The sequence below is a fragment of the Roseateles sp. NT4 genome (assembly GCF_051857475.1).
GTDB lineage: Bacteria > Pseudomonadota > Gammaproteobacteria > Burkholderiales > Burkholderiaceae_C > Pelomonas.
Genome location: NZ_JBPZGZ010000002.1, coordinates 1,858,992 through 1,879,746 on the forward strand (window position 1 = coordinate 1,858,992; position 20,755 = coordinate 1,879,746).

The window sequence follows — 20,755 nt, forward strand, 5'->3', positions numbered from 1 at the left end:
ATCGGAAAATTTTGCCGTCAACTCATCCGCGAGGGGGAAAGAATCGCCTCAGTCTTTCTACCGACAGGGGCTTGCTCAACACATGGTCGATGCCGGCTTCCATGGCCTCGTCGTGGGCCTTGGCGCCACTGCGCCCGGTCACGGCGATGAGGACAAGGTCGGCGCCATAGCGCGCCCGCAGGCGCTTGGACAGCTCGACACCGTCGAGGTCCGGGAGGCCGAGGTCAAGCAGGGCGCAGACGGGCTGGTACTCGTCCACAGCGGTGATGGCGTCCTCCGCCGTGGTGGCGAAACGCACGCTGTAGCCGTCGTCCTTGAGCAGCTCGCTCAGCGCTTCGCAGGCGTCCAGGTCGTCATCGACCAGAACGACGCGGATGTCCTCCTTTGCCATGGTGTCTCTCCTCTTGCTTCCGTCTGCGGGCGCTTCTTTGTAACGCCCTGATAGCCGGTTTAAGCAAGTGTGATGCCACCGCAAGGAGGTGGCCGCCAACGGCTGGTGCCGTCAAGCCATAACGGCACACGGCGAGCCCGCGGCCTGGGTCAGAACTCGCTGCGCAGAACCTGGTAGAGGCGCTGGAAGCGCTCAAAGCGAGGCCGCAGTTGCGCGGCCAGGGCGGCGTCGGGTTCGGCGATGCGGGCGACCTCGGGTGTGCGGCAGACCTCGTCAACGCTGCCGCCGCAAGCCAGCCAGGCCAGGCGCGCGGCGCCGAGAGCTCCCCCAGCTTCGGCACCGACGCCGTTGACGAGGCGAACGTTCAGCAGCGAGGCGAGCAATTTCGCCCACCACTCACTGCGGGCACCACCGCCCACCAGCCACAGCGACTCCGCAGCGCCGCCGCCGGCTTGCAGGGCCTGCCAGCCATCGAGCAGGCCAAAGCCCACGCCTTCCAGCACGGCATAGCCCAGAGCCGCGGCGTCATGCTCATGCGTGAGGCCGAAGAACACGCCTTGCGCATGGGCGTTGTTGTGCGGGGTGCGTTCACCGCTGAGGTAGGGCAGGAAGAGCGGCGCCTGCTGGCGCTGGGTGTCACTCAGCGCCGCGACCTTCGCTATCAGTTCGGCCTCGCCCGGTTCGCCCAGCAGCTGCGTGACCCAGCGCAGCGCGCTTGCCGCGCTGAGCATGACGCTCATCTGGTGCCAGGTGTTCGGCAGGGCATGGCAGAAGGCGTGGACGGCCCGCGCCGGGTTGGGGCTGAAGGCCTTGTTGCACAGGAAGATGACGCCCGAGGTGCCAAGAGACAGAAAGCCCTGGCCCGGCTTGACCACGCCCATGCCGACGGCGCTGGCCGCGTTGTCGCCGCCACCACCCGCGATCGGGATGCCGGCCTTGAGGCCCCAGCGTTCGGCCAGCTCATGCTTGAGGCCAGCGCTGGGTTCGCTGCCCTCGACCAGGCGCGGCATATGGCTTTCGTTCAGCCCCGTCAGCGCCAGCGCCTCGGGCGACCAGCGGCGTTTGGCCACGTCCAGCCACAGCGTGCCGGCGGCGTCGCTCATCTCGCTGACATAGGAGCCGCTGAGCTGCAGACGCAGCCAGTCCTTGGGCAGCAGCACCTTGGCGACGCGGGCGAACAGCTCGGGCTCATGCTGGCGCATCCACGCCAGCTTGGGGGCCGTGAAGCCCGGCATGGCCAGGTTGCCGGTGATGGCCGGCAGCTCGGGACAGGCGGCCGTCATCTCCGCGCACTGCGCGCTGCTGCGGCCGTCGTTCCACAAGATGGCTGGCCGCAGCACGTGGTCGGCGGCATCCAGCGTGACGGCCCCATGCATCTGCCCCGACAAGCCGATGCCGCGCACACGGGCCAGCGCCGACGCATGGCTGCTGGCCAGCTTGGCCATGCCTTGGTCAAGGGCCTCCCACCAGGCGGCGGGGTCCTGCTCGCTCCACAGCGGTTGGGGCCGCTGCACGGTCAGCGCGACGCCGTTGGTCGCGACGATGTGGTGCTGCTCATCGAGCAGCAGCAGCTTCAGCTCGGAGGTGCCGAGGTCGATGCCGAGGAACATGGATCGGTCAGACGAAGTTGTTGACGATGTTTTCGAGACGTTCCTGGCGGCCGGAACGCGGCTGGGGCGAGATGTTCTGGCTGTGAACAACGGCCGCGAGATCGTCGAGGCTGGCGCCGCCGTGGATCTTCTTGCCGAGGTCGCCCTCCCAGCCGGCATAGCGGTCGGCCACCACCTTCTCCAGCTGGCCGCTTTCGAACAGCGCCGCGGCGCTGAGGAAGGCGCGGGCCATGGTGTCCATGCCGCCGATATGGCCCTCGAGCTGGTCGACGGGGTCGATGGACTGGCGGCGCACCTTGGCGTCGAAGTTGGTGCCACCGGTGGTGTAGCCGCCGGCGCGGATCATCTCCAGCATGGCGGGCACCAGGGCGGCGTGGTTGTTGGGGAACTGGTCGGTGTCCCAGCCCAGCTGCTCGTCGCCGCGGTTGGCGTCCAGCGAACCGAAGATGCCCAGAGCGCAGGCGGTGGCGACTTCGTGCTCGAAGCTGTGGCCGGCCAGCGTGGCGTGGTTGACTTCGATGTTGACCTTGACCTCGTTCTCCAGGCCATAGGTCTTCAGGAAGCCGTAGACCGTGGCGCTGTCGTAGTCGTACTGGTGCTTGGTGGGCTCCTGGGGCTTGGGTTCAATGAGGATGGTGCCCTTGAAGCCGATCTTGTGCTTGTGCTCGACGACGGAGGCGAGGAAGCGGCCGTACTGGGCCAGCTCGCGCTTGAGGTCGGTGTTCAGCAGAGTCTCGTAGCCTTCGCGGCCGCCCCACAGCACATAGTTGGCGCCGCCCAGGCGGTTCGTCCACTCCAGCACATGCTTCACTTGAGCTGCGGCATAGGCATAGACCTCGGGGTCGGGGTTGGTGGCCGCGCCGCTCATGAAGCGGCCGTTGGAGAACAGGTTGGCCGTGCCCCACAGCAAGCCCACCTTGCCGTCCTGCATCTTCCTGGCGGCGGCTTCGAGCAGGCCGTCGAGGATGCGGTTGGACTCGGCGAGGTTGGCGCCTTCGGGGGCCACGTCGCGGTCATGGAAGCACCAGTAGGGCAGGCCCAGCTTGCCGAAGAAGTCGAAGGCCGCGTCCAGCTTCATGTACGCCGCCTTGACCGGGTCGGCCTCGTTGAACCAGGGGCGCTGGAACACGGTGTTGCCCAGGCCGAAGACGTCCTCGCCCTTCCAGCAGAAGTTGTGCCAGTAGCAGACGGCCGGACGCAGATGCTCGGCCAGGGTCTTGCCCATCACGACGCGCTTGGCGTCGTACCAGCGGTAGGCCAGCGGGTTGGTGGACGAGGGGCCTTCGTATTGAACGGTGGGGAGGTCGGAATAGGCGGTGCTCATGGCGGGGTCCTTACTGCGGGAAAGATGTGGAGAGGAATGGGGTCAAGCAGTCGCGGGGACGGCGTGGGCCGAACCGCTGTCGTTGGGTGAGCCGGCGCTGGCCTTGCTGCGGCGCTGGGCGAGTTCGTCGGACATGCGCAGCGTGGTCTGCTTGTCCAGCTTGTTGACGAGCAGGCACAGGGTGCAGGCGGCGAACAGGCCGCCGACGACGAAACTGGAGGCAATGCGGTAGCCGTCGACGGCGTTGGGCGCCGAGGGCAGCTGGGTGTCGTAGCCAAAGAAGCCGGCCAGGATCCACAGCAGGCCGGCACCGCCCAGGGCCAGGCCCACCTTCAGCGAGAAGCCGATGGTGGCGAACACCATGCCGGTGAAGCGCCGCCCGGTCTGCCATTCGGAGTAGTCGGCGGCGTCGGCATACATCGACCACATGACGGCCACGCTGGGCGCGTAGACGATGGCGCCAAGCACGTGCAGGGCCAGCATGAGCCAGACGGCGTCGGGCGGCAGGAAGTACAGCGCGCAGGCGGTCAGCGTCGACAGGCCGAAGCTGGCGATGCCGATGGCGCGGCGGCCGTAGCGGGCCGACAGGCCCATGGACGCCATGATGACGACGATGGTCGTCGCGAAGCCGGCCATGTTGATGATGCTGTTGAACACGTCGGCGGCGTTGGAGCCGGCGATGTTGTCGCGCGTGCCGTGCACGATGTAGCCCAACGTGTCGGCCAGGCTGCCGGTAGCGGCCGCATCCGGCGTCGTCAGGCCCAGGGCAGCGACGAAGTCGAACATCGCCGCCTTGTCGGCGTAGTGGTGGTAGTAGTTGTAGTGGGCGCCGCCGCGCAGGGCCAGCATGCCGAACTGGAACAGCGTGTAGAGGACCAGCGTGATCCAGGGGCCGTTCTTCAACAGGTCGGCGAAGTCCTGCTTGGGCGAGGTGTGCGTCTCGACGAGGGGCTTGACGCGCTCCCGGGTCGTGAAGAAGGTGACGAGGAAGAGCACCAGGCAGGCCACGGCCCAGATGGTCATGGTCATCTGCCAGCCGTGGGCGCGGTCATGGCCCTGCGCGAACTTGGCCACCAGCGGCAAGGTGAAGCCGCCGACGATGAACTGCGCCGCGTTGACCGACACGAAGCGGTAGGAGTTCAGCTTGGTGCGCTCGTTCAGGTCCGCCGTCATGACCCCGCTCATGGCCGAGTAGGGCATGTTGTTCATGCTGTACAGCGTCATCAGCAGCGTGTTGGTGATGCCTGCATACGCGATGACCATGCCGGTGCTCCAGCCCCAGCTCGGATCGGGTGCCGTGTAGGCCAGCACCATGACGATGGCCCAGGGCACCGAGGTCCACAACACCCAGGGGCGGAACTTGCCCCAGCGCGTGTTGGTGCGATCGGCCAGCACGCCCATGATGGGATCGAAGAAGGCGTCCCACAGCTTGGGCCACAACAGGATGGCCGCGGCCGTGTTGGCGCTGAGGCCGAACACGTCCGTGTAGAAGTTCAGCTGGAACAGGATCATGGACATGAAGACCAGATTGGCTGCAGCATCGCCGCAGCTGTAACCGGCCTTCTCCACGAAGGACAGGGGCTGATGGGTGGTGGCCATGTTTGTCTCGTCTTTTGTTATGGATGAGTCAGGCGTCAAGGCCTGGCTTCATAGCTGAAGGAGTCGAAGTCAGCGGCAAGCCGCTGGCCCGACAGATCCTGGCAGGCGATGCCGATGAAGTTGCCCGTGAAGCCGAAGCTGCGCGCAAAGCCGTTGACGAACTGCGTCGCGAACTCGTCGCTGAGCATGGCGGCATCCAGCGCCGGGCCGAAGTCTTGCCAGGCGCCACCCGCTTGGGCGAACTGGAACTGGTAGCGGTCATGCTTGAACTCGACGGCCAGGTCGACGGGGCCGTCCTTCAACTCGACAGCCGTGGCCGGCTCGCTCAGTGCCGCGTCGCGGTTGACGGTCAGGCGCAGCACGCGCTTGCCCGAGTCCACATCGCGGCTGATGTGCAGATAGGCGTGGTTGCTGGTGTTGTAGTACGCGACCAGGCCGGCCATCTGCTGGAAGAGGTCGGGCGCGAACTCCAGGCGCGTCTCGACGCGGCAATTGAAATGCTGCTGGCGGCGCGCGACCAGGCTCTGGTCGAACAGGCTCATCAGCGACTCGCGGCCCTTGAGGCGCAGGAAGCCGGGGCGCTCGGTCAGCGAGACCCAGCTTTCATCGAAGGGCACGCGCAGTGAATTGAGGTGATGGTTGAGCGTCTTGCCATCGAAGTCGTCGCGCGCCGCCTCGGCCGCGAACATATGCTCGGGCAGGCCCGGCTCGGCCGTCTGCAGGCGCGGTGCATTGCCGCCGCCCTCGATCTCGGGCCAGTCGTCGTCACGCCAGTGGAGGCGCTGGATGGCGGTCTCGCGGCCGAGCGGGCAGTGCAGCTTCTCGTAGACGCCGTTCTGCTTGTCCGCGTTCGGGCCGCTCCATTCCAGCGGGCGGCCGCAGAGGTGTGCGAGATACCAGTCGCCATTCTGCGTCTGCACCAGGCTGGCGTGGCCGCTGCGCTGCAGGCCGTCGGTGGGCTGCTTCCAGGCCGTCAGCAGCGGGTTGCCGGGCAGGGTCTCGTAGGGGCCGTCGATGTTGCGCGAGCGAGCCAGCGTGACGGCATGCTCGTAGAAGGTGCCGCCTTCGGCCGTCAGCAGGTAGTACCAGCCCTTGCGGCGATACAGGTGCGGCCCTTCGACGACCTGCAGCTCGGTGCCGGCGTAGATGTTCTTGACCGTGCCGACCAGCCGCTTGGCTTCATGGTCGTACTCCTGCAGCAGGATGCCGTTGAAGTGGTGCTTGCCGGGTTGGTGGATCCATTGCTGGTTGACCAGCCAGTGGCGCCCGTCCTCGTCATGGAAGAGGCTGGGGTCGAAGCCCGAGCTGTTCAGATAGACGGGCTCGCTCCACGGTCCGTCGATGCTGGGCGCGGTGATGAGGTAGTTGTGCGTGTCCTTGAAGGCGCCGATGGTGGAGCGCACGTCGGTATAGATCAGCCAGAACTGGCCGCCGGCATAGCTCAGGCAGGGCGCCCAGACGCCGGCCGAGTCGGGATGGCCGGTCAGGTCGAGCTGGCTTTTTCGCGTGCAGGCATAGCTGTGGTGGCGCCAGTTTTTGAGGTCGCGCGAATGGTGGATGCGCACACCGGGCCACCACTCGAAGGTGGAGGTGGCGATGTAGTAGTCGTCGCCGACGCGGCAGATCGAGGGGTCGGCGTGAAAGCCCGGCAGGATGGGATTGGTGATCATGGGTTCAGGCCGCCGCAGCGAGGCGGCGAGCAGCAATCAAGGGACGAGTGAGTCGGTAGCGGGCCAGGGCCGCGGCGCCGACGGGAACGGCGTCGTGGCCGAAGCGGGTGAGGGTGACAGTGGGCGTGGCCACATTCGCGGCGGCCGCAAAGCCTTCCAGGGTCTGGAAGGCCGCATGAAGAAAGGGGGCGCCGAGTTCGACGGCCGGGCCACCGAGCACGATGCGTCCTGGGTCGTAGGCGGCGCAGAGATTGGCCAGCAGCATGCCGAGATAGCGGCCGGCCTGGTCGACGGCGTCGACGCTGCCGGCTGCCTTGGCGTGCAGCCGGCGCTGCACCTCGGCAAGGCCACCGCTGGCATCGCCCTCAGGCAGCATGGCGCGAAAGCCGATCATGGCTTCGGCGCAGCCGCGGCGGCCGCAGCTGCAGCGCGGCCCGACGATGTCCAGCGTCGTGTGGCCGACCTCGCCGGCCAGACCATGGGCGCCGGTCAGCAGGCGGTCCTCGACGACGATGCCCGCGCCCACGCCCAGACCCAGGCTAAGGAAGATCAGCGGATCGGGCGTGGCTTCGTTGGCGGCGCCGAATTCCAGCTCGCCCATGACGGCCATGTCGGCGTCGTTCTGCACGAACAGCGGGACGCCCTGCAGCGGTGTGGCGCGCAGATGTTCGGCCAGCAGGCGGCCCGCGGGCAGGTCGCGCCAGCCGAGGTTGTGGGCGAAGTGGAGATGGCCACGGGCTTCATCCACGGCGCCGGGCAGGCCGATGCCGATGCCGATGACGCGCTGGGCCGGCGTGTCCAGCCGCGCGTGCAGCTGCAGCAGCAGCTTGGCGGCGCGAACCAGCGCGAGATGGGCGTCACGGCTGGCGTCCAGCGGCGAGCGGGCGCGAGCCAGCACGTCGCCGGTCAGCGAGGTGGCGACGACATTGACGCCGTCCACGCCCAGCTCGGCGCCCAGCAGCACGAGGCGTCCGGGGTCGACGAAGAGGGGTGTCGGTCGACGTCCCAGTTCGCCGGTGGCGACGACCTCGCGTTCCAGCAGCCAGCCTTCGGCGATCAACTCCCGGGTCAGGGAGCTGACGGTGGACTTGGTCAGCTGCAGGGCCTCGGCCAGGGCCGCGCGCGACTGGCCCGGCCAGGCACTCAGCTGGCGCACGATGGCCATGCGGTTGAGGTCCTTGAGCAGGTGCTGGTCGGCGGTCAGCTGCATGCCAGCACCTCCGCGGTGGCGCGCGGGCGGCCCGCATGCAGCAGGGCGCCGCCGATCAGCGTCACGCCAATGGCGGCCGTCAGCGCTTGCGCAGCGCCCGAGAACTTGGCGGCGGCGACGCAGGCTTCCCAGTTCGCGGCGATCAGCCAGGCCAGCAGGGCACCGAGGGTGGCCAGCAACCCGCCCGCCGTCAGCAGGCCGCGATGGGCTCCGCGCAGGTTCACGCCGGCACCGACGGCCACGCGCTCGAAGCGGCCGCGGAACCACAGCCAGAACAGCCCCAGGCTGGTCAGGTGCATCAACCCGGCGAACATGAACACCCATTGCTGGGTGCCCGTCCATTGCACGGCCAGGGCTGCCAGCAGCGCGATGAACATGCCCCCGATGCCGCCGGCCGTGGCGCCCAGGCCGATGACGGCGCCCGACACATGGGTGGGAAAGAGGTCGGTGGCCGAGGTCAGCAGATTCGCCGACCAGGCCTGGTGGCAGGCGGTGGCCAGCGTGATCAGTGCGATGCACAGCGCAAAGCTGTCGCTCGTGTAGGCCAGGATGGCGCCCGGCATGCAGGCCGCGGCGATGCCCATGGCCGTCATGCGGGCACGGCCGACGGGCCAGCCGCGTTGGACCAGCGTGCTCGACAGCCAGCCACCGGCGATGGAGCCGACGCTGGAGCCGAGATAGATCAGCGCGACCAGGCCGGCGCTCTTCAGCGGGTTCTGGCCGCGCTCGCGCTCCAGATAGGACGGCAGCCAGAACAGGAAGAACCACCAGACCGGATCGGTCAGCAGCTTGCCGATCAAAAAGGGCCAGATGGCCTTGAAGCGCAGCAGGGCCGTCCAGGGCAGCCGGACCGTCGCGGCTTGCGGTGGCTGGCCCGCCTGGATGTAGGCCAGCTCTTGCGCTGAAACCTTGGCGTGCCGCTCCGGTGCGTTGAAGCCGTGCTCCCAGAACACCAGCCAGAGCAGGCCGACACCGCCAATGGCGACGAAGGCGAACTGCCAGCCAAACGTGACGGCCAGCCACACGGTGATGGGCGAGGCGATGACGCCCAGGGCCGTGCCCGAATTGAAGATGCCGGTCGCCAGGGCCCGCTCCTGCTGCGGGAACCACGTCGCCACCGCCTTGATGGCGGCCGGGAAGTGGGCGGCTTCGGCCATGCCGAGCAGGAAGCGCACGACGACGAGACCGAGCACCGACGCGACGATGCCATGGGCCGCGGCGGCAGCCGACCACAGCAGCAAGGCAGCGCTCAGGCTGCGCTTGACGCCGAAGCGGTCGATGGCTGCGCCGATCAGCGGCGGGAAGGCCGCATAGGCGGCCGTGAAGGCGAAGGTGATCCAGCCGTAGTCGGCATCGGTCAGAGCCAGGCCGCCGGATTCGAGGGGCTGCTGCAGGCTGGTCTTCAGCACCGACAGCGCATTGCGGTCGATGTAGTTGATGGTGGTCGCGACGAAGAGCAGGGCACAGACGACCCAGCGCTGGCGGCCCAGCGGCTTGGCGACCGACCCGACCATCACGCCACCCTGAACGCAGCCGCCTGGGGCGCAAAGGCCCGGGCGGAGGTCGCGGGAGCCGGGATGGCGAGGTCAAGGTTCAACGGACTGTCTCCAGGGCAATGAGCGCTCGACGGCGCTTGCTGTGGACTCAAATGTAGCGCTACCATTTTGCTTTGCGCAAGCGAGAAATACCTAACATTCCCGCAATTCCGGGGTTCCAGGCCCCGGGTCGGGCCCGATCACAGGAGACCAAATGAAGACATGGGCCCGAGGCTTGGCCGGCTGGCTGCTGGCGGCTTTGCTGCTGCCTGCGTGGAGTGCGCCGGTGGAAGACGGCTACGACTTGTGGCTGCGCTACCGCGCGGTGCCGGCGGGCGGCCAGCAACGGGTGCTGGACCAGGCGCGCAGCATCGTCCATGCGGAGCCCGCCTCGCCGACGTTGCAGGCCGCGGTCGCCGAGCTGAAGCGCGGCGTGGCCGGGCTGACAGGGCGCGAACCCTCGGCGCGGCCGGCGGACGGGACGTTGATGCTGGTGACGCCGGCCAACGCACCCCTCGGCGTCGAGTTGCCTTGGACCGAACTGGGCCGCGAGGGTTATGCGCTGCGCAGCCTGAAGCGGGGCGGCCGCGCCGTGACGCTGATCGCGGCCAACACCGACATCGGCCTTCTTTACGGCAGCTTTGCCTGGCTGCGTGCGGCCCAGACCGGCGTCGACCTGTCCAAGCTCGACCAGCGCTCGGCGCCCCAGGTCGGCCTGCGCCTGCTCAATCACTGGGACAACCTGGACCGCACGGTCGAGCGCGGCTATGCGGGCGCGTCGATCTGGGACTGGTGGAAGCTGCCCGACATCCGCGATGCCCGCTATGTCGACTACGCCCGCGCCAATGCCTCGCTGGGCATCACCGCCACGGTGCTGAACAACGTCAACGCCAAGGCCGATTCGCTGACCGCGCCCTTCATCGCCAAGGCCGCGGCCCTGGCCGACGTGCTGCGGCCCTATGGCATCAAGGTCTGGCTGTCGGCGCGCTTCTCGTCACCCAGGGAGCTGGGCGGGCTGAAGACGGCCGACCCGCTGGACCCGGCGGTGCGCGCCTGGTGGCAGGCCAAGGCCGACGAGATCTACCGGGCCATCCCCGACTTCGGCGGCTTTCTCATCAAGGCCAATTCCGAAGGCCAGCCGGGGCCGCAGGACTATGGGCGGAATCATGCCGATGGCGCCAACATGCTGGCCGAAGCCCTCGCACCGCATGGCGGCCTCGTCATGTGGCGGGCCTTCGTCTACGCGCCCGATGCTAGCGATCGGGCCATGCAGGGCTACGCTGACTTCAAACCGCTGGACGGCCGGTTCGCACCCAACGTCATCGTCCAGGTCAAGAACGGTGCCATCGACTTCCAGCCGCGCGAGCCCTTCCATCCGCTGTTCGGTGCCATGCCCAAGACGCCGCTGGCATTGGAGCTGCAGATCACCAAGGAATACCTGGGCTTCTCGACCCACCTGGTCTACCTCGGCCCGCTGTTCGAGGAGGTGCTGCGCGCCAAGCCCGACGACATGATGGTGGCCCGGCACATCCAGGCCATCGCCGGCGTTGCCAATATCGGCAGTGACCGCAACTGGAGCGGCTCCCACTTCGACACCGCCAACTGGTACGCCTTCGGCCGCATGGCCTGGAACCCCGAGCTGGCCTCGGCCGACGTGGCCCGTGAATGGGTGCAGCAGACCTTCACGACCGCGCCGCGCGCCGTCGACGGCATCGTGTCCATGATGCTGGCCTCGCGCGAGGCCGTGGTCGACTACATGACGCCGCTGGGGCTGCATCACCTGATGGGCACGGGCCATCATCATGGGCCGGCGCCCTGGGTCGACAACCTGGAGCGGGCCGATTGGAACCCTGTTTACTTTCATCGCGCCGGCCGTGATGGCATCGGCTTCGATCGCAGCCCCAGAGGCAGCAATGCCGTGGCCCAGTACGCGCCGGCATGGGCGAATCGCTTGAGCCAACCCGAGACCACGCCCGAGGACTGGCTGCTGTGGTTCCATCACCTGCCCTGGGACTACCGCATGGCCTCGGGCCGCACCCTGTGGGCCGAGCTGATCGCCCGCTACGACCGCGGCGTGGCCAGCGTCGTCGACGTGCGCGCGCGCTGGGCCGCACTGAAGGGGGACATCGACCCGGCCCGCCACGCCGACGTCGCCGCCTATATCGCCGTGCAGGAGGCCGAAGCCCGCTGGTGGCGCGATGCCTGCATCGCCTATTTTCAGTCTGCTTCGGGCCTGCCCTTGCCGGTCGGCACACGGCCGCCGGCTCGCAGCTTGGACGAGTACAAAGCCCGGCATTTCAATTTCGCCCCAGGGCGCGGTGGCTAGGGCCTCACCAAATATGATTGCGCAAACAGCCCCACCATCACTCGAGGGACCCCTTTGAAGCCATCCGCACGTGCTGGACGCAGCACCAAGGTCGCCACCATCGCCGACGTGGCCCAGCTCGCGGGCGTGTCACCGATGACGGTGTCGCGGGTCATCAACGGTGAGCAGAACGTCCGCCCCGGCACCCGTGAGAAGGTGCAGGCCGCCGTCGCCGAGCTGAACTACGTGCCCAACCAGGCGGCTCGCCACCTGGCCGGGTCCGAGCCCATCCGCATCGGCATGCTCTACATCGACCCGACGGCCGGCTACCTCAACGAGTTCCTCATCGGCCTGCTCAACAAGGCCAGCATGCGCCATGTGCAGCTGGTCGTGCAGCGCTGCGAAGCGGCGCGCGAGGGCGAGGAGAAGCCGGTCGCCGAGATGATCGCCAACGGCATCGACGGGCTGATCCTGCCGCCGCCCTTCTGCGACTCGCAACCTTTGCTCAAGCTCGTCGCCGAAACCGACACGCCGGCCGTCGTCGTCTCCGCCGGCCAGCCGCCGGAGGATGTCTGCGCGGTCGGCATCGACGACTACCAGGCCGCCTACGAGATGACGCGTCACCTGCTGAACCTGGGCCACCACCGCCTGGGCTTCATCATCGGCGACCCCTACCAGAGCAGCAGCGCGCGCCGGCTGGCGGGCTTCCATGCCGCCATGAGCGACGCCGGCCTCAACATCGCCGAGGAAGAAGTCGTCGCCCAGGGCATGTTCACCTACCGCTCGGGCCTGGACGCGGCGGAGTTCCTGCTGGCCCAGGAGCAGCGTCCCACGGCCATCTTCGCCAGCAATGACGACATGGCCGCGGCCACCGTCGCCATCGCCCACCGCATGGGCCTGGACGTGCCCAGCGACCTGACCGTCGTCGGCTTCGACGATGCGCCGCTGGCCACGACGATCTGGCCCGAACTGACCACCGTGCGCCAGCCCATCATGGACATGGCCGGCGCTGCGGTGGACCTGCTGGTGCGCCACATCCGCGCGCGCCGCACCGGAGAGCCTCTGCCCTGCGAGCATGAGCTCAAGGACTTCGAACTGGTCCGACGCCAGTCCGACGCGGCCCCTCGGCTGCGCCCTCCCTTGCGCAAGGCATGACCCCACCCTCCGCCCCCCGCTTCAAGCGCCTGTTGCTGACCGGCGCCGCCGGCAATCTGGGCCGCGTCTTGCGGCCGCGCATGAAGGCCTATTGCGACGTGCTGCGCGTCTCCGACCTCGCTGCGATGGAACCTGCGGGCGATGGCGAAGAGGTGGTGCAGGCACCGCTCGAAGACCTGGCCGCGATGCAGTCCCTGCTGAAGGATGTGGACGCCGTGCTGCACTTCGGTGGCGTGTCCATCGAGAAGCCCTTCGATGTCGTGCTGCCGGCCAATATCGTCGGCGCCTACAACGTCTATGAGGCGGCTCGCCAGCGCGGCGTCAGGCGCATCGTCTTCGCCAGTTCCAACCACGTGACCGGCTTCTACAGCCAGGGCGAGACGCTGACGCCCGACGCTGCGCCGCGGCCCGACAGCTATTACGGCCTGTCCAAGGCCTTCGGCGAGAACCTGGCCCAGTTCTACTTCGACCGCTACGGCCTGGAGACGGTGTCGGTGCGCATCGGCTCGAGCTGGCCGGTGCCGACCGATCGCCGCATGCTGTCGAGCTGGCTGAGCTTTGACGATCTCGAACGCCTGATGGTCGCCGCCTTGAGCGCGCCCGTCGTCGGCCACAGCGTCATCTACGGCATGAGCGACAACCGCTCGGTGTGGTGGAACAACGCACCGTCCAGCCACATCGGCTTCAAGCCCCAGGACAGCTCCGAACCCTGGCGCGCCGAGGTCGAAGCGGCCCAACCCCGTCTCGACCCCAGCAAGCCCGAGGTGCGCTGCCAGGGCGGCGGCTTTGTCGTGCTCGGCCCGTTCGAGAAAGATCCCCAGGAATGAAGATCGCGTTCGCGCCGAATGCGCGCCGGCCCGACCCGGCCATCGAGGTGCTGGACGAGGCCTTTTTGCCACTGCGCCTGTTCGCCGCCGGTGTCGAGCAGCTCGCCACCGGCCTCGCCTGGGCCGAGGGCCCGGTGTGGTTTGGCGATGGCCGCTATCTGCTGGTCTCCGACATTCCCAACAACCGCATCCTGCGCTGGGACGAAACGACGGGGGCCGTCAGCGATTTCCGCAACCCGAGCAACAACGCCAACGGCCATGTGCGCGACGCGCAGGGCCGGCTGGTCAGCTGCGAGCATCTGACACGCCGCATCACGCGCACCGAATACGACGGCCGCATCACCGTGCTGGCCGACCGCTTCAGCGGCAAGCGCCTGAACTCGCCCAATGACATCACCTGCGGGCCTGACGGCAGCCTGTGGTTCAGCGACCCGCTGTTCGGCATCCTGAGCGACTTCGAGGGCGAGAAGGCCGAGCCCGAGCTGGCCCAGGGCGTCTACCGCATCGACGGCGTGACTGGCGCTCTGACGCTGCAGCTCGACGATCTCAATGGCCCCAACGGCCTGGCCTTCAGCCCGGACGGCCGGGTGCTCTACGTCATCGAGAGCCGCGCCAGGCCGCATCGCTGCATCTGGGCCTATAACGCCGATGGTGCCCGCTTGAGCAACAAGCGCCTCTTCATCGACGCCGGCGGCCCGGGTGCCTTCGACGGCATGGCCGTCGATGTGCAGGGCAATCTCTGGTGCGGCTTCGGCAGCGATGGCAGCGCGGGCGCGGATGCGTCGCGGCTGGATGGCGTCAAGGTCTATGACGCGGCGGGCAAGCCCCTGGCCCACATCCACCTGCCCGAGCGCTGCGCCAACCTGTGCTTCGGCGGCGCCAAGGGCAACCGTCTCTTCATGGCCAGCACGCATTCGCTGTATGCGCTGTATGTGAACACGCGCGGTGCGGTGGCCTAACGGCTCACCCCTTCAGGACTCGACTTCGAACTGCATCTTGAAGGTCGGCTCGTTGACGACCACGACCTGAAACGATCCGCCGCGCATCATGCTGTCCAGCGTCGTGACCATGGCGCCGGGCCGCTTGTCAAAGGCGATCAGCAAACCGACGAGGGCCGTGGGGTGGGGGTTGGAGACGAGCCCGACAGCGCCCGGCATCAGGGTGGTGACCGCCTGCGTGTTGTTGACGGGGTCGTACAGCCCCAGCTGCATCGCGACCTTGGCTCTGACCTTGCGGCCCTTGAACTGCTGGATTTGCGCAGTTCCTCCCGTGAATACGGCCGATGCGTTCTTCCAGGTTGCCATGGGGTTCTCCGGGTCAGGGGCGGACCGCCTCTTATACCGACAAGAGGCCCGTTCCGTGGCATTGGCCTCCTCAAAATTCAGGGGACGCCGCCCCCGTGTCGTGATCAGGAGGGCCGTGAACTTCAGCCCAGCACCCGGCGCAATGCCAGGCCCAGCAGCCGCAGCCCTTCGTCGAGTTCGGCGGCGTCGATGTTCAGCGCCGGCATGAAGCGCAGCAGATGGGGGCGCGGCGCGTTCAGCAGCAGGCCGACGGGTTGCAGCTCCCGCGCGGCGGTGACGACCTCCTCGGCCTGATCGGTGGGCAGGATGAGGGCGCGCAGCAGGCCCACGCCGCGTTCGCCGACAAGGCCGTGCTCTCGGACGATGGCCTGCAGCCCTTGCGAGAGTTGCTGCCCGCGCTGCCGCACCGTGGCCAGGAAGTCGGGGCGGCAGATCTCGTTGACCACCGCCAGTCCCACCGCCGTCATCAGCGGATTGCCGCAATAGGTGCCGCCCTGGTCGCCGGGCTCGAAGCAGTTGAACTCTTCCTTGCACAGCAGGGCCGACAGCGGCAGGCCGGCACCGATGCCCTTGGCCAGCGTCATCAGGTCCGGCTCGATGTCGTACACCTGGTGGGCGAAGGCGTGGCCGCAGCGGCCCATGCCGGTCTGCACCTCGTCCACGATGAGCAGCAGGCGGCGCTCGGTGCACAGGGCCCGCAGTTCGCGCACGAAACCCGGGTCAGCAGGGACGACGCCGGCTTCGCCCTGCACCAGCTCGATCATGACGGCGACGCTGTCGGGCGTGATCGCGCCCGCCACCGAGGCGATGTCGTTCAGCCTGGCCTTGGCGAAGCCTTGAGGCATGGGCGCATAGATGCTGTCCCATCCCGGCTTGCCCGAGGCGCTCATCATGGCCAGGGTGCGGCCATGGAAGCCCTGCTCGAAGCTGATGATCTCGTGGGCGCCGCCGCGCGCCTTGCGGCCCCAGCGCCGCGCCAGCTTGACGGCGCATTCGTTGGCCTCGGCGCCCGAGCTCATGAAGAAGGCGCGATCGAAGCAGCTCAGCTCGACGAGGCGCTGCGCCAGATCGAGGGCCGGCCGGTTGTAGAAGGCCGGCCCCGGATTCCACAGCCGCTGCGCCTGCGCCGCCAGCGCCTGGGCCACCACGGCCGGGCTGTGTCCGAGGCTGTTGACGGCCCAGCCCTGGATCAGGTCGAGGTAGCGTCGGCCGCCCTCGTCGACCAGCCAGGAGCCCTGGCCCTGGGCCATGACGGCGTCCGGGCGGCTGTTGATGGTGATGAGGGTGTGGCCGGGATCGGTCTTCATGGGCGAGCGGCCTCCTTGCCGCGGTGGGACATTCAGGGTTCGCAGCTTGCGGCACGGGTGCCCTGGCCGCCATGACGCTGTTCCCACCTTTTCTGCCATGCATGGCCGACGCCCGCGCTGACAGAATCCAGCATGGCCTGCCGCATCGTCTTCGTCGTCTTTCCTGGCTTCCAGCAGCTCGACCTGGCCGGGCCCATGGCCGTTTTCGAGGTGGCTCGGCTGGCCCAGCCCGACAGCTACACCTGGCGCCTGGTCGCGAGCGCGGCGGGCACGGCACGCAGCTCGGCGGGCATTGCCTGGCCGGTGCAGCCGCTGCCGCGCCTGCTCGGTGATGTGGACCTGGTGATGACGATTGGCGGTGACGGCATCGATGCCGCCTGCCGCGACGCCCGCCTCATCGCCTGGCTGCAGCGTGCCAGCCGCTCTGGTGCGCGCGTGGCCAGCATCTGCAGCGGCAGCTTGCTGCTGGCGGCGGCGGGCCTGCTCGACGACCGCACGGCCACCACCCACTGGTCGCGCAGCCGGCAGTTCGCCAGTGACTTCCCGGCGGTGCGTCTGCAGCCCGACCGCATCTTCGTGCGCGAGCCCGCCGTGCGCCGCCGCTCACGCCGCCTGCCCGAGCTCTGGACCAGCGCCGGCATGACGGCCGGCATTGACCTCTGCCTGGCCCTGGTCGCGCATGATTGCGGCGAGGAGGTCGCCCGCGAGGCCGCGCGCCAGCTGGTGGTGGAGAGGCGACGCTCGGGTGGGCAGTCGCAGTTCTCGCCGCTGCTGGACCTGCAGAAGCCCGAAGGGCGTTTCGGCGAATTGCTCGAGCATGTGAGGCGCAACCTCACCCTCGACCACCGCGTGGACGAGCTGGCCGCGCGCGCCTGCATGAGCCCTCGGCATTTCGCACGCAGTTTCCTGGCCGAGACCGGCACCACGCCCGCCCACGCCATCGAGAGGCTGCGCGTGGACGCGGCGCGCGCCGCGCTGGAAGGCGGGCTGCCGTCGGTGCAGCGCATTGCCGAGGACTGCGGCTTTGGCAGCACCGAGCGCATGCGGCGCTCCTTCCAGCGCCTGCTGGGCCGGCCGCCCGCAGCCTTTCGCAAGGCTCAGGCGCAGAAGCCGGGCGATTGATTCAAGCCTGCCACACCGCGTAGCCCGCTTCGCGCAGGCCGATGGCGAGTTCGACCTCCATGTCGCGCGCCGCGTCGTAGGGCATGGGGTTGTAGAACTCGTAGAGCTCGGGCATCAGGCGCACGCCGTACTTCAGCACGAAGCGGTTGGCCTGCACGCCGGCCATGTGGCGGTCAAAGCGCAGGTCGGGGTCCAGGCCGGTCATGCCGACATAGACGCAGGGCTTGACGATGTCGTGCTCGGGGTTGGCCTTGCGGAAGGATGGCTCGTTCCAGACCTGCTCGGACAGCAGCACGACATAGACGTGATGGTGGTCGGTGCGGGTTCGGCGTGGCATGGCGGCGGCATTGTCTGCCGCCGTCGTCATGAGGCGGACAGGCGCCGCCTCAGGGCTCGCATCAGCACGCCCAGCAGGGGCAGCTTGGCATACAGCTCCTCGGCGGCGTCCCAGTAGTCGCGGTGCAGGCTGACGAGGCCGGTGGACGAATAGCGCAGATGGCTGGCGCCGCGGATGGTCATGGTCTGGCCGCCGGCCTGGCGCAGGAAGTGCAGCTCCCAGGTCAGGAAGGCATCGTCGCCCTCGGTCGCCGTGCTGAGCACCACGAAGCGCGGCTCGCGCAGCTCCTCGAACATCTGGCTGAAGATGTTCTCGATGGCGGCGCGGCCCATCACCTCGTTGAAGGGGTCCTTGAAACTGGCCTGCGCGTCGTACAGCGCCAGCAGGGCGGGCAGGCTGTGCCGCGTCAGCTGCTCGTAGGCCGCTACCAGCCGGGCGGTGCGCGCGTCGGACGAAAGAGCGGTCATGCTCAGGTTCCCGTCGCGCGGCGCACCGCGGCGAAATACCAGGCATCCGGCAGGCAGCGCAGCAGCCGCATCCAGGCCGTGAAGCGGCGTGGGAAGTTCATCTCGAAGTGGCCGCTGGCCCAGCCTTTCAGGATCTGTTGCGCGGCCTCTTCGGGCGAGATCAGGGCCGGCATGTGGAAGCGGTTCTGCGCGGTCAACGGCGTCTCGACAAATCCGGGGTTGACGATGGACACGCCCAGGCCGAGGGGCCGCAGGTCCAGGTAAAGGTTTTCGGCCAGGTTGTTCAGCGCCGCCTTGGTGGGGCCGTAGGCGAGGGACATCGGCAGGCCGCGGTAGCCGGCCACGCTGCCGACCAGGCAGAGGTGGCCTTGGCCCGCCGCCATCAACACCGGCAGCACGACTTCCAGCAGATGCAGCACGCCGGTGTAGTTGACGGCCAGGTGCTTCTCCATCTCGGCACGGTCGAAGGCCGTGGCCTGCTGGGCCCGGTAGTGACCGGCGCAATACATCACCAGGGCCGGTGCGCCCTGCGCGTACCGCTGCACCGACTGGGCCGCGGCTGCCATGTCGTCGGGCCGGGTCACGTCCAGCGGCAGGGCGACGCTGCCCGGATGCTCGAGGACGAAGGCGTCGAGGGCTTCTGCCTGGCGTGCCGACACGACGACGTGCGCGCCTTGCTGGCACAGTGCTGCGGCCGTGGCACGGCCGATGCCCGAGGACGCGCCGATGACCCACACCCAGCGGCCTTGCCAGTCTCGCAGTGGCGGGTTCAGCGGCATGGCCTTCAATCCTTGGTGATGACCAGGGTCACGTCGCCGACGTGCAGGCCGAACTTGCTCATGGACGAGCGGTTCAGCACCGTGCGCTCGTCGAGCAGGAACATCCAGTCGTCCAGTGCCACGTCCCAGACGCGGCCGTCCACCGGCAGGGCCAGCGTGTAGGCCCAGCGGAAGGCATTGCCGGCGCTCTCGCCCGCAGCTTCGCCGACGACATCGTCGGCCGTGCCGACATAGCGCCCCTGGCCCGTGGCGCGCAGCCGCCAGACGCGCCGCTGCGTCGTGCCGTCGCTGTACTGGAAACGCTCATCCAGAACACCAGCATCACCATCCCAGCGCGCCACCATCTGGACGCTGAAGCGCTTCACGACGCGGCCGGCGCGGTCCGTGAACATGCCCTTGGCGGTCAGCGGGCCGTTGAAGAAGCTGCGCAGGTCGAAGCGGGGCTCTTCCTTGGCGTAGTCCCGGACTTCGGGGCCGGCGCAGGCAGTCAGTGCCATGGCAGCGGCTGCGGTCAGCAATGTGCGGCGGTTCATGCGCTTTCCTTCCAGTTCGGGTTCAGGCTTTCGGCGCGCCACAGGGCGGCGAGCGCGGCCAGCTTCAGCAGACAGGGCAGGCCGCCGTAGGTCCAGGCCAGGGCCCGCAGGCCGGCTTCGTCCCGGCCACCGCTCTGGTAGCCGGCGGCGGCCAGCAGGGGCAGGGCCAGGCCGGCGGCCAGGGCGAGGTTGAGCTTGGTGGCACAGGTCCACCAGCCGAGAAAGACACCTTCGTCGCGCCCGCCGGCACCGCCGTGGTGGATGACGCCGGTCAGCAGCGCGCCGGGCAGTGCCAGGTCGGCGCCCAGGGCCAGGCCGCTGAACAGGCAGACGGCGGCAAAGCCGGCGCCGTCGCCCGCGTCAAGCCAGGGTGTGGCAGCGAAGGCGAGCACGCTGGCCGCCATGCCGAAGCGCCAGGTCGGCGCCAGGCCCCAGCGACCGGCGGCGCGCACCCAAAGCGGCAGGCCCAGCACGGCCGCACCGAAATAGGCCAGCAGCAGTGGCGCCTGCCATTGCGGCAACTGCAGCCTGTCAGCGATAAAAAATGGCAGCAGCGTGGCCGGGACAGCGCTGGCGATGCCGTTCAGCATGAAGACGGCCAGAAGTTGTCGAAATGCCGGCAACTGCCAGGGCGAGGGGCCGGAGTGAGCATGGTCAGCCGGGCGCACAGAGGCCGTGGCGGGCAGTCGGCTCAGGCCGATCAGTCCCACGATGAGCAGGATGGCGAGGGCAGCGCTGGTGGCATGCCACCCCGCCAGCGCGGGCAGGGCGCTGGCCAGCAGCACGCCCAGCAGCGTTCCGGCCTCGCGCCAGCCTGTCACCCTCGCGCGCAGCTCCGGGCCGCCACCCCAGCGCGTGCCCCAGCTCTGGTGCAGGATGCTGACGCCGCTGTAGGCCAGGGTGGACAGCAGCAGGGCCACCACCAGCCAGGCAGTCAGGGCGCCGGACTCCGTGGACGGTGGCCGCCACAACGCGGCAAAGGCCAGGGCGAGCACCGCGCTGCCGAGGGCGGCCGTCCAACGCACCCTGGTCGTGCCGTGGCGGAACAGGGCATCCGCGACGCGGCCGAGGGCTGGGTCGACGACGGCGTCGAACAGGCGCACGCCCAGCATCACCGCGCCCAGCACCGACAGCGGCAGGCCGAACACCGAGGCGTAGTGATAGGGCAGGTTGACGTAGAGGGGCAGGGAGACGAAGGCCAGCGGCACGGCCAGGCTTGCGTAGGCCAGACCGCGGGGCCAGCCGAGGGTGATGGGCAGAGCGCCGGTGGCGGACATGGC

Annotated in this window: 19 protein-coding genes; 5 read left to right on the forward strand and 14 right to left on the reverse strand. The window is 68.6% G+C overall.

Going from position 1 to position 20,755, the window contains the following annotated elements; all coding sequences use genetic code 11:
* Positions 1-22: 22 nt before the first annotated feature.
* From ACS5PN_RS18325 to ACS5PN_RS18355, 7 genes are all read right to left on the reverse strand, one after another.
* Positions 23-391 carry a response regulator gene (locus tag ACS5PN_RS18325; RefSeq protein WP_439465418.1) on the reverse strand — a complete coding sequence of 123 codons (369 nt, stop codon included), beginning with the start codon at positions 389-391 and terminating at the stop codon, positions 23-25.
* A 149-nt stretch (positions 392-540) separates the two neighbouring features.
* Positions 541-2,001, reverse strand: a complete 1,461-nt coding sequence (xylB, locus tag ACS5PN_RS18330) for a xylulokinase (protein WP_439465419.1) — start codon at positions 1,999-2,001, stop codon at positions 541-543.
* Positions 2,002-2,008: 7 nt separating this feature from the next.
* A complete protein-coding gene (gene xylA, locus ACS5PN_RS18335) occupies positions 2,009-3,325 on the reverse strand; it encodes a xylose isomerase (protein WP_439465420.1) in 1,317 nt (438 codons plus the stop codon).
* 42 nt (positions 3,326-3,367) lie between these two features.
* Entirely contained in the window at positions 3,368-4,924 is a 1,557-nt protein-coding gene (locus tag ACS5PN_RS18340; RefSeq protein ID WP_439465421.1) for an MFS transporter, read from the reverse strand.
* Positions 4,925-4,959: 35 nt separating this feature from the next.
* Positions 4,960-6,594 (reverse strand): glycoside hydrolase family 43 protein, encoded by a 1,635-nt coding sequence (locus ACS5PN_RS18345; protein ID WP_439465422.1) that lies wholly within the window; start codon positions 6,592-6,594, stop codon positions 4,960-4,962.
* 4 nt (positions 6,595-6,598) lie between these two features.
* Positions 6,599-7,804 carry an ROK family transcriptional regulator gene (locus tag ACS5PN_RS18350; RefSeq protein WP_439465423.1) on the reverse strand — a complete coding sequence of 402 codons (1,206 nt, stop codon included), beginning with the start codon at positions 7,802-7,804 and terminating at the stop codon, positions 6,599-6,601.
* Positions 7,795-9,318 (reverse strand): MFS transporter, encoded by a 1,524-nt coding sequence (locus tag ACS5PN_RS18355; protein ID WP_439465424.1) that lies wholly within the window; start codon positions 9,316-9,318, stop codon positions 7,795-7,797. Before ACS5PN_RS18355 ends, ACS5PN_RS18350 begins: the two co-directional genes overlap by 10 nt.
* Before the next feature lie 235 nt (positions 9,319-9,553).
* Here ACS5PN_RS18355 and ACS5PN_RS18360 point away from each other — a divergent pair, with 235 nt between their 5' ends.
* Genes ACS5PN_RS18360 through ACS5PN_RS18375 form a run of 4 tightly spaced genes read left to right on the forward strand, consistent with a single transcriptional unit; the run spans position 9,554 to position 14,585 of the window.
* Positions 9,554-11,665 (forward strand): alpha-glucuronidase family glycosyl hydrolase, encoded by a 2,112-nt coding sequence (locus ACS5PN_RS18360; protein ID WP_439465425.1) that lies wholly within the window; start codon positions 9,554-9,556, stop codon positions 11,663-11,665.
* Positions 11,666-11,719: 54 nt separating this feature from the next.
* Positions 11,720-12,799 carry a LacI family DNA-binding transcriptional regulator gene (locus ACS5PN_RS18365; RefSeq protein WP_439465426.1) on the forward strand — a complete coding sequence of 360 codons (1,080 nt, stop codon included), beginning with the start codon at positions 11,720-11,722 and terminating at the stop codon, positions 12,797-12,799.
* Complete coding sequence (locus tag ACS5PN_RS18370; protein WP_439465427.1) at positions 12,796-13,626, forward strand: NAD-dependent epimerase/dehydratase family protein; 831 nt, start codon at positions 12,796-12,798, stop codon at positions 13,624-13,626. The genes ACS5PN_RS18365 and ACS5PN_RS18370 overlap by 4 nt, the downstream gene beginning before the upstream one ends.
* Positions 13,623-14,585, forward strand: a complete 963-nt coding sequence (locus tag ACS5PN_RS18375) for an SMP-30/gluconolactonase/LRE family protein (protein ID WP_439465428.1) — start codon at positions 13,623-13,625, stop codon at positions 14,583-14,585. The genes ACS5PN_RS18370 and ACS5PN_RS18375 overlap by 4 nt, the downstream gene beginning before the upstream one ends.
* Before the next feature lie 12 nt (positions 14,586-14,597).
* Here ACS5PN_RS18375 and ACS5PN_RS18380 read toward each other — a convergent pair whose 3' ends face one another.
* Together ACS5PN_RS18380 and ACS5PN_RS18385 are read right to left on the reverse strand one after the other, a co-directional pair.
* A complete protein-coding gene (locus tag ACS5PN_RS18380; protein ID WP_439465429.1) occupies positions 14,598-14,930 on the reverse strand; it encodes a hypothetical protein in 333 nt (110 codons plus the stop codon).
* A gap of 122 nt (positions 14,931-15,052) precedes the next feature.
* Positions 15,053-16,237: an acetylornithine transaminase gene (locus tag ACS5PN_RS18385; protein ID WP_439465430.1), complete on the reverse strand. Its 1,185-nt coding sequence runs from the start codon at positions 16,235-16,237 to the stop codon at positions 15,053-15,055.
* Positions 16,238-16,369: 132 nt separating this feature from the next.
* On the opposite strand from ACS5PN_RS18385, the gene ACS5PN_RS18390 reads away from it, so the two are divergent.
* Positions 16,370-17,359 carry a GlxA family transcriptional regulator gene (locus tag ACS5PN_RS18390; RefSeq protein WP_439465431.1) on the forward strand — a complete coding sequence of 330 codons (990 nt, stop codon included), beginning with the start codon at positions 16,370-16,372 and terminating at the stop codon, positions 17,357-17,359.
* A 1-nt stretch (position 17,360) separates the two neighbouring features.
* On the opposite strand, the gene ACS5PN_RS18395 is transcribed toward ACS5PN_RS18390, so the two are convergent.
* From ACS5PN_RS18395 to ACS5PN_RS18415, 5 genes are read right to left on the reverse strand one after another with little or no spacing between them, the layout of a single operon-like run.
* Positions 17,361-17,696, reverse strand: a complete 336-nt coding sequence (locus tag ACS5PN_RS18395; protein WP_439465432.1) for a hypothetical protein — start codon at positions 17,694-17,696, stop codon at positions 17,361-17,363.
* A gap of 26 nt (positions 17,697-17,722) precedes the next feature.
* Complete coding sequence (locus ACS5PN_RS18400) at positions 17,723-18,163, reverse strand: nuclear transport factor 2 family protein (RefSeq protein WP_439465433.1); 441 nt, start codon at positions 18,161-18,163, stop codon at positions 17,723-17,725.
* 2 nt (positions 18,164-18,165) lie between these two features.
* Entirely contained in the window at positions 18,166-18,942 is a 777-nt protein-coding gene (locus ACS5PN_RS18405; RefSeq protein ID WP_439465434.1) for an SDR family NAD(P)-dependent oxidoreductase, read from the reverse strand.
* Between the two features lie 5 nt (positions 18,943-18,947).
* Positions 18,948-19,475, reverse strand: coding sequence for a DUF3833 domain-containing protein (locus ACS5PN_RS18410; RefSeq protein WP_439465435.1), 528 nt, complete (start codon positions 19,473-19,475; stop codon positions 18,948-18,950).
* A complete protein-coding gene (locus ACS5PN_RS18415; RefSeq protein ID WP_439465436.1) occupies positions 19,472-20,752 on the reverse strand; it encodes an MFS transporter in 1,281 nt (426 codons plus the stop codon). The genes ACS5PN_RS18410 and ACS5PN_RS18415 overlap by 4 nt, the downstream gene beginning before the upstream one ends.
* Positions 20,753-20,755 lie beyond the last annotated feature (3 nt).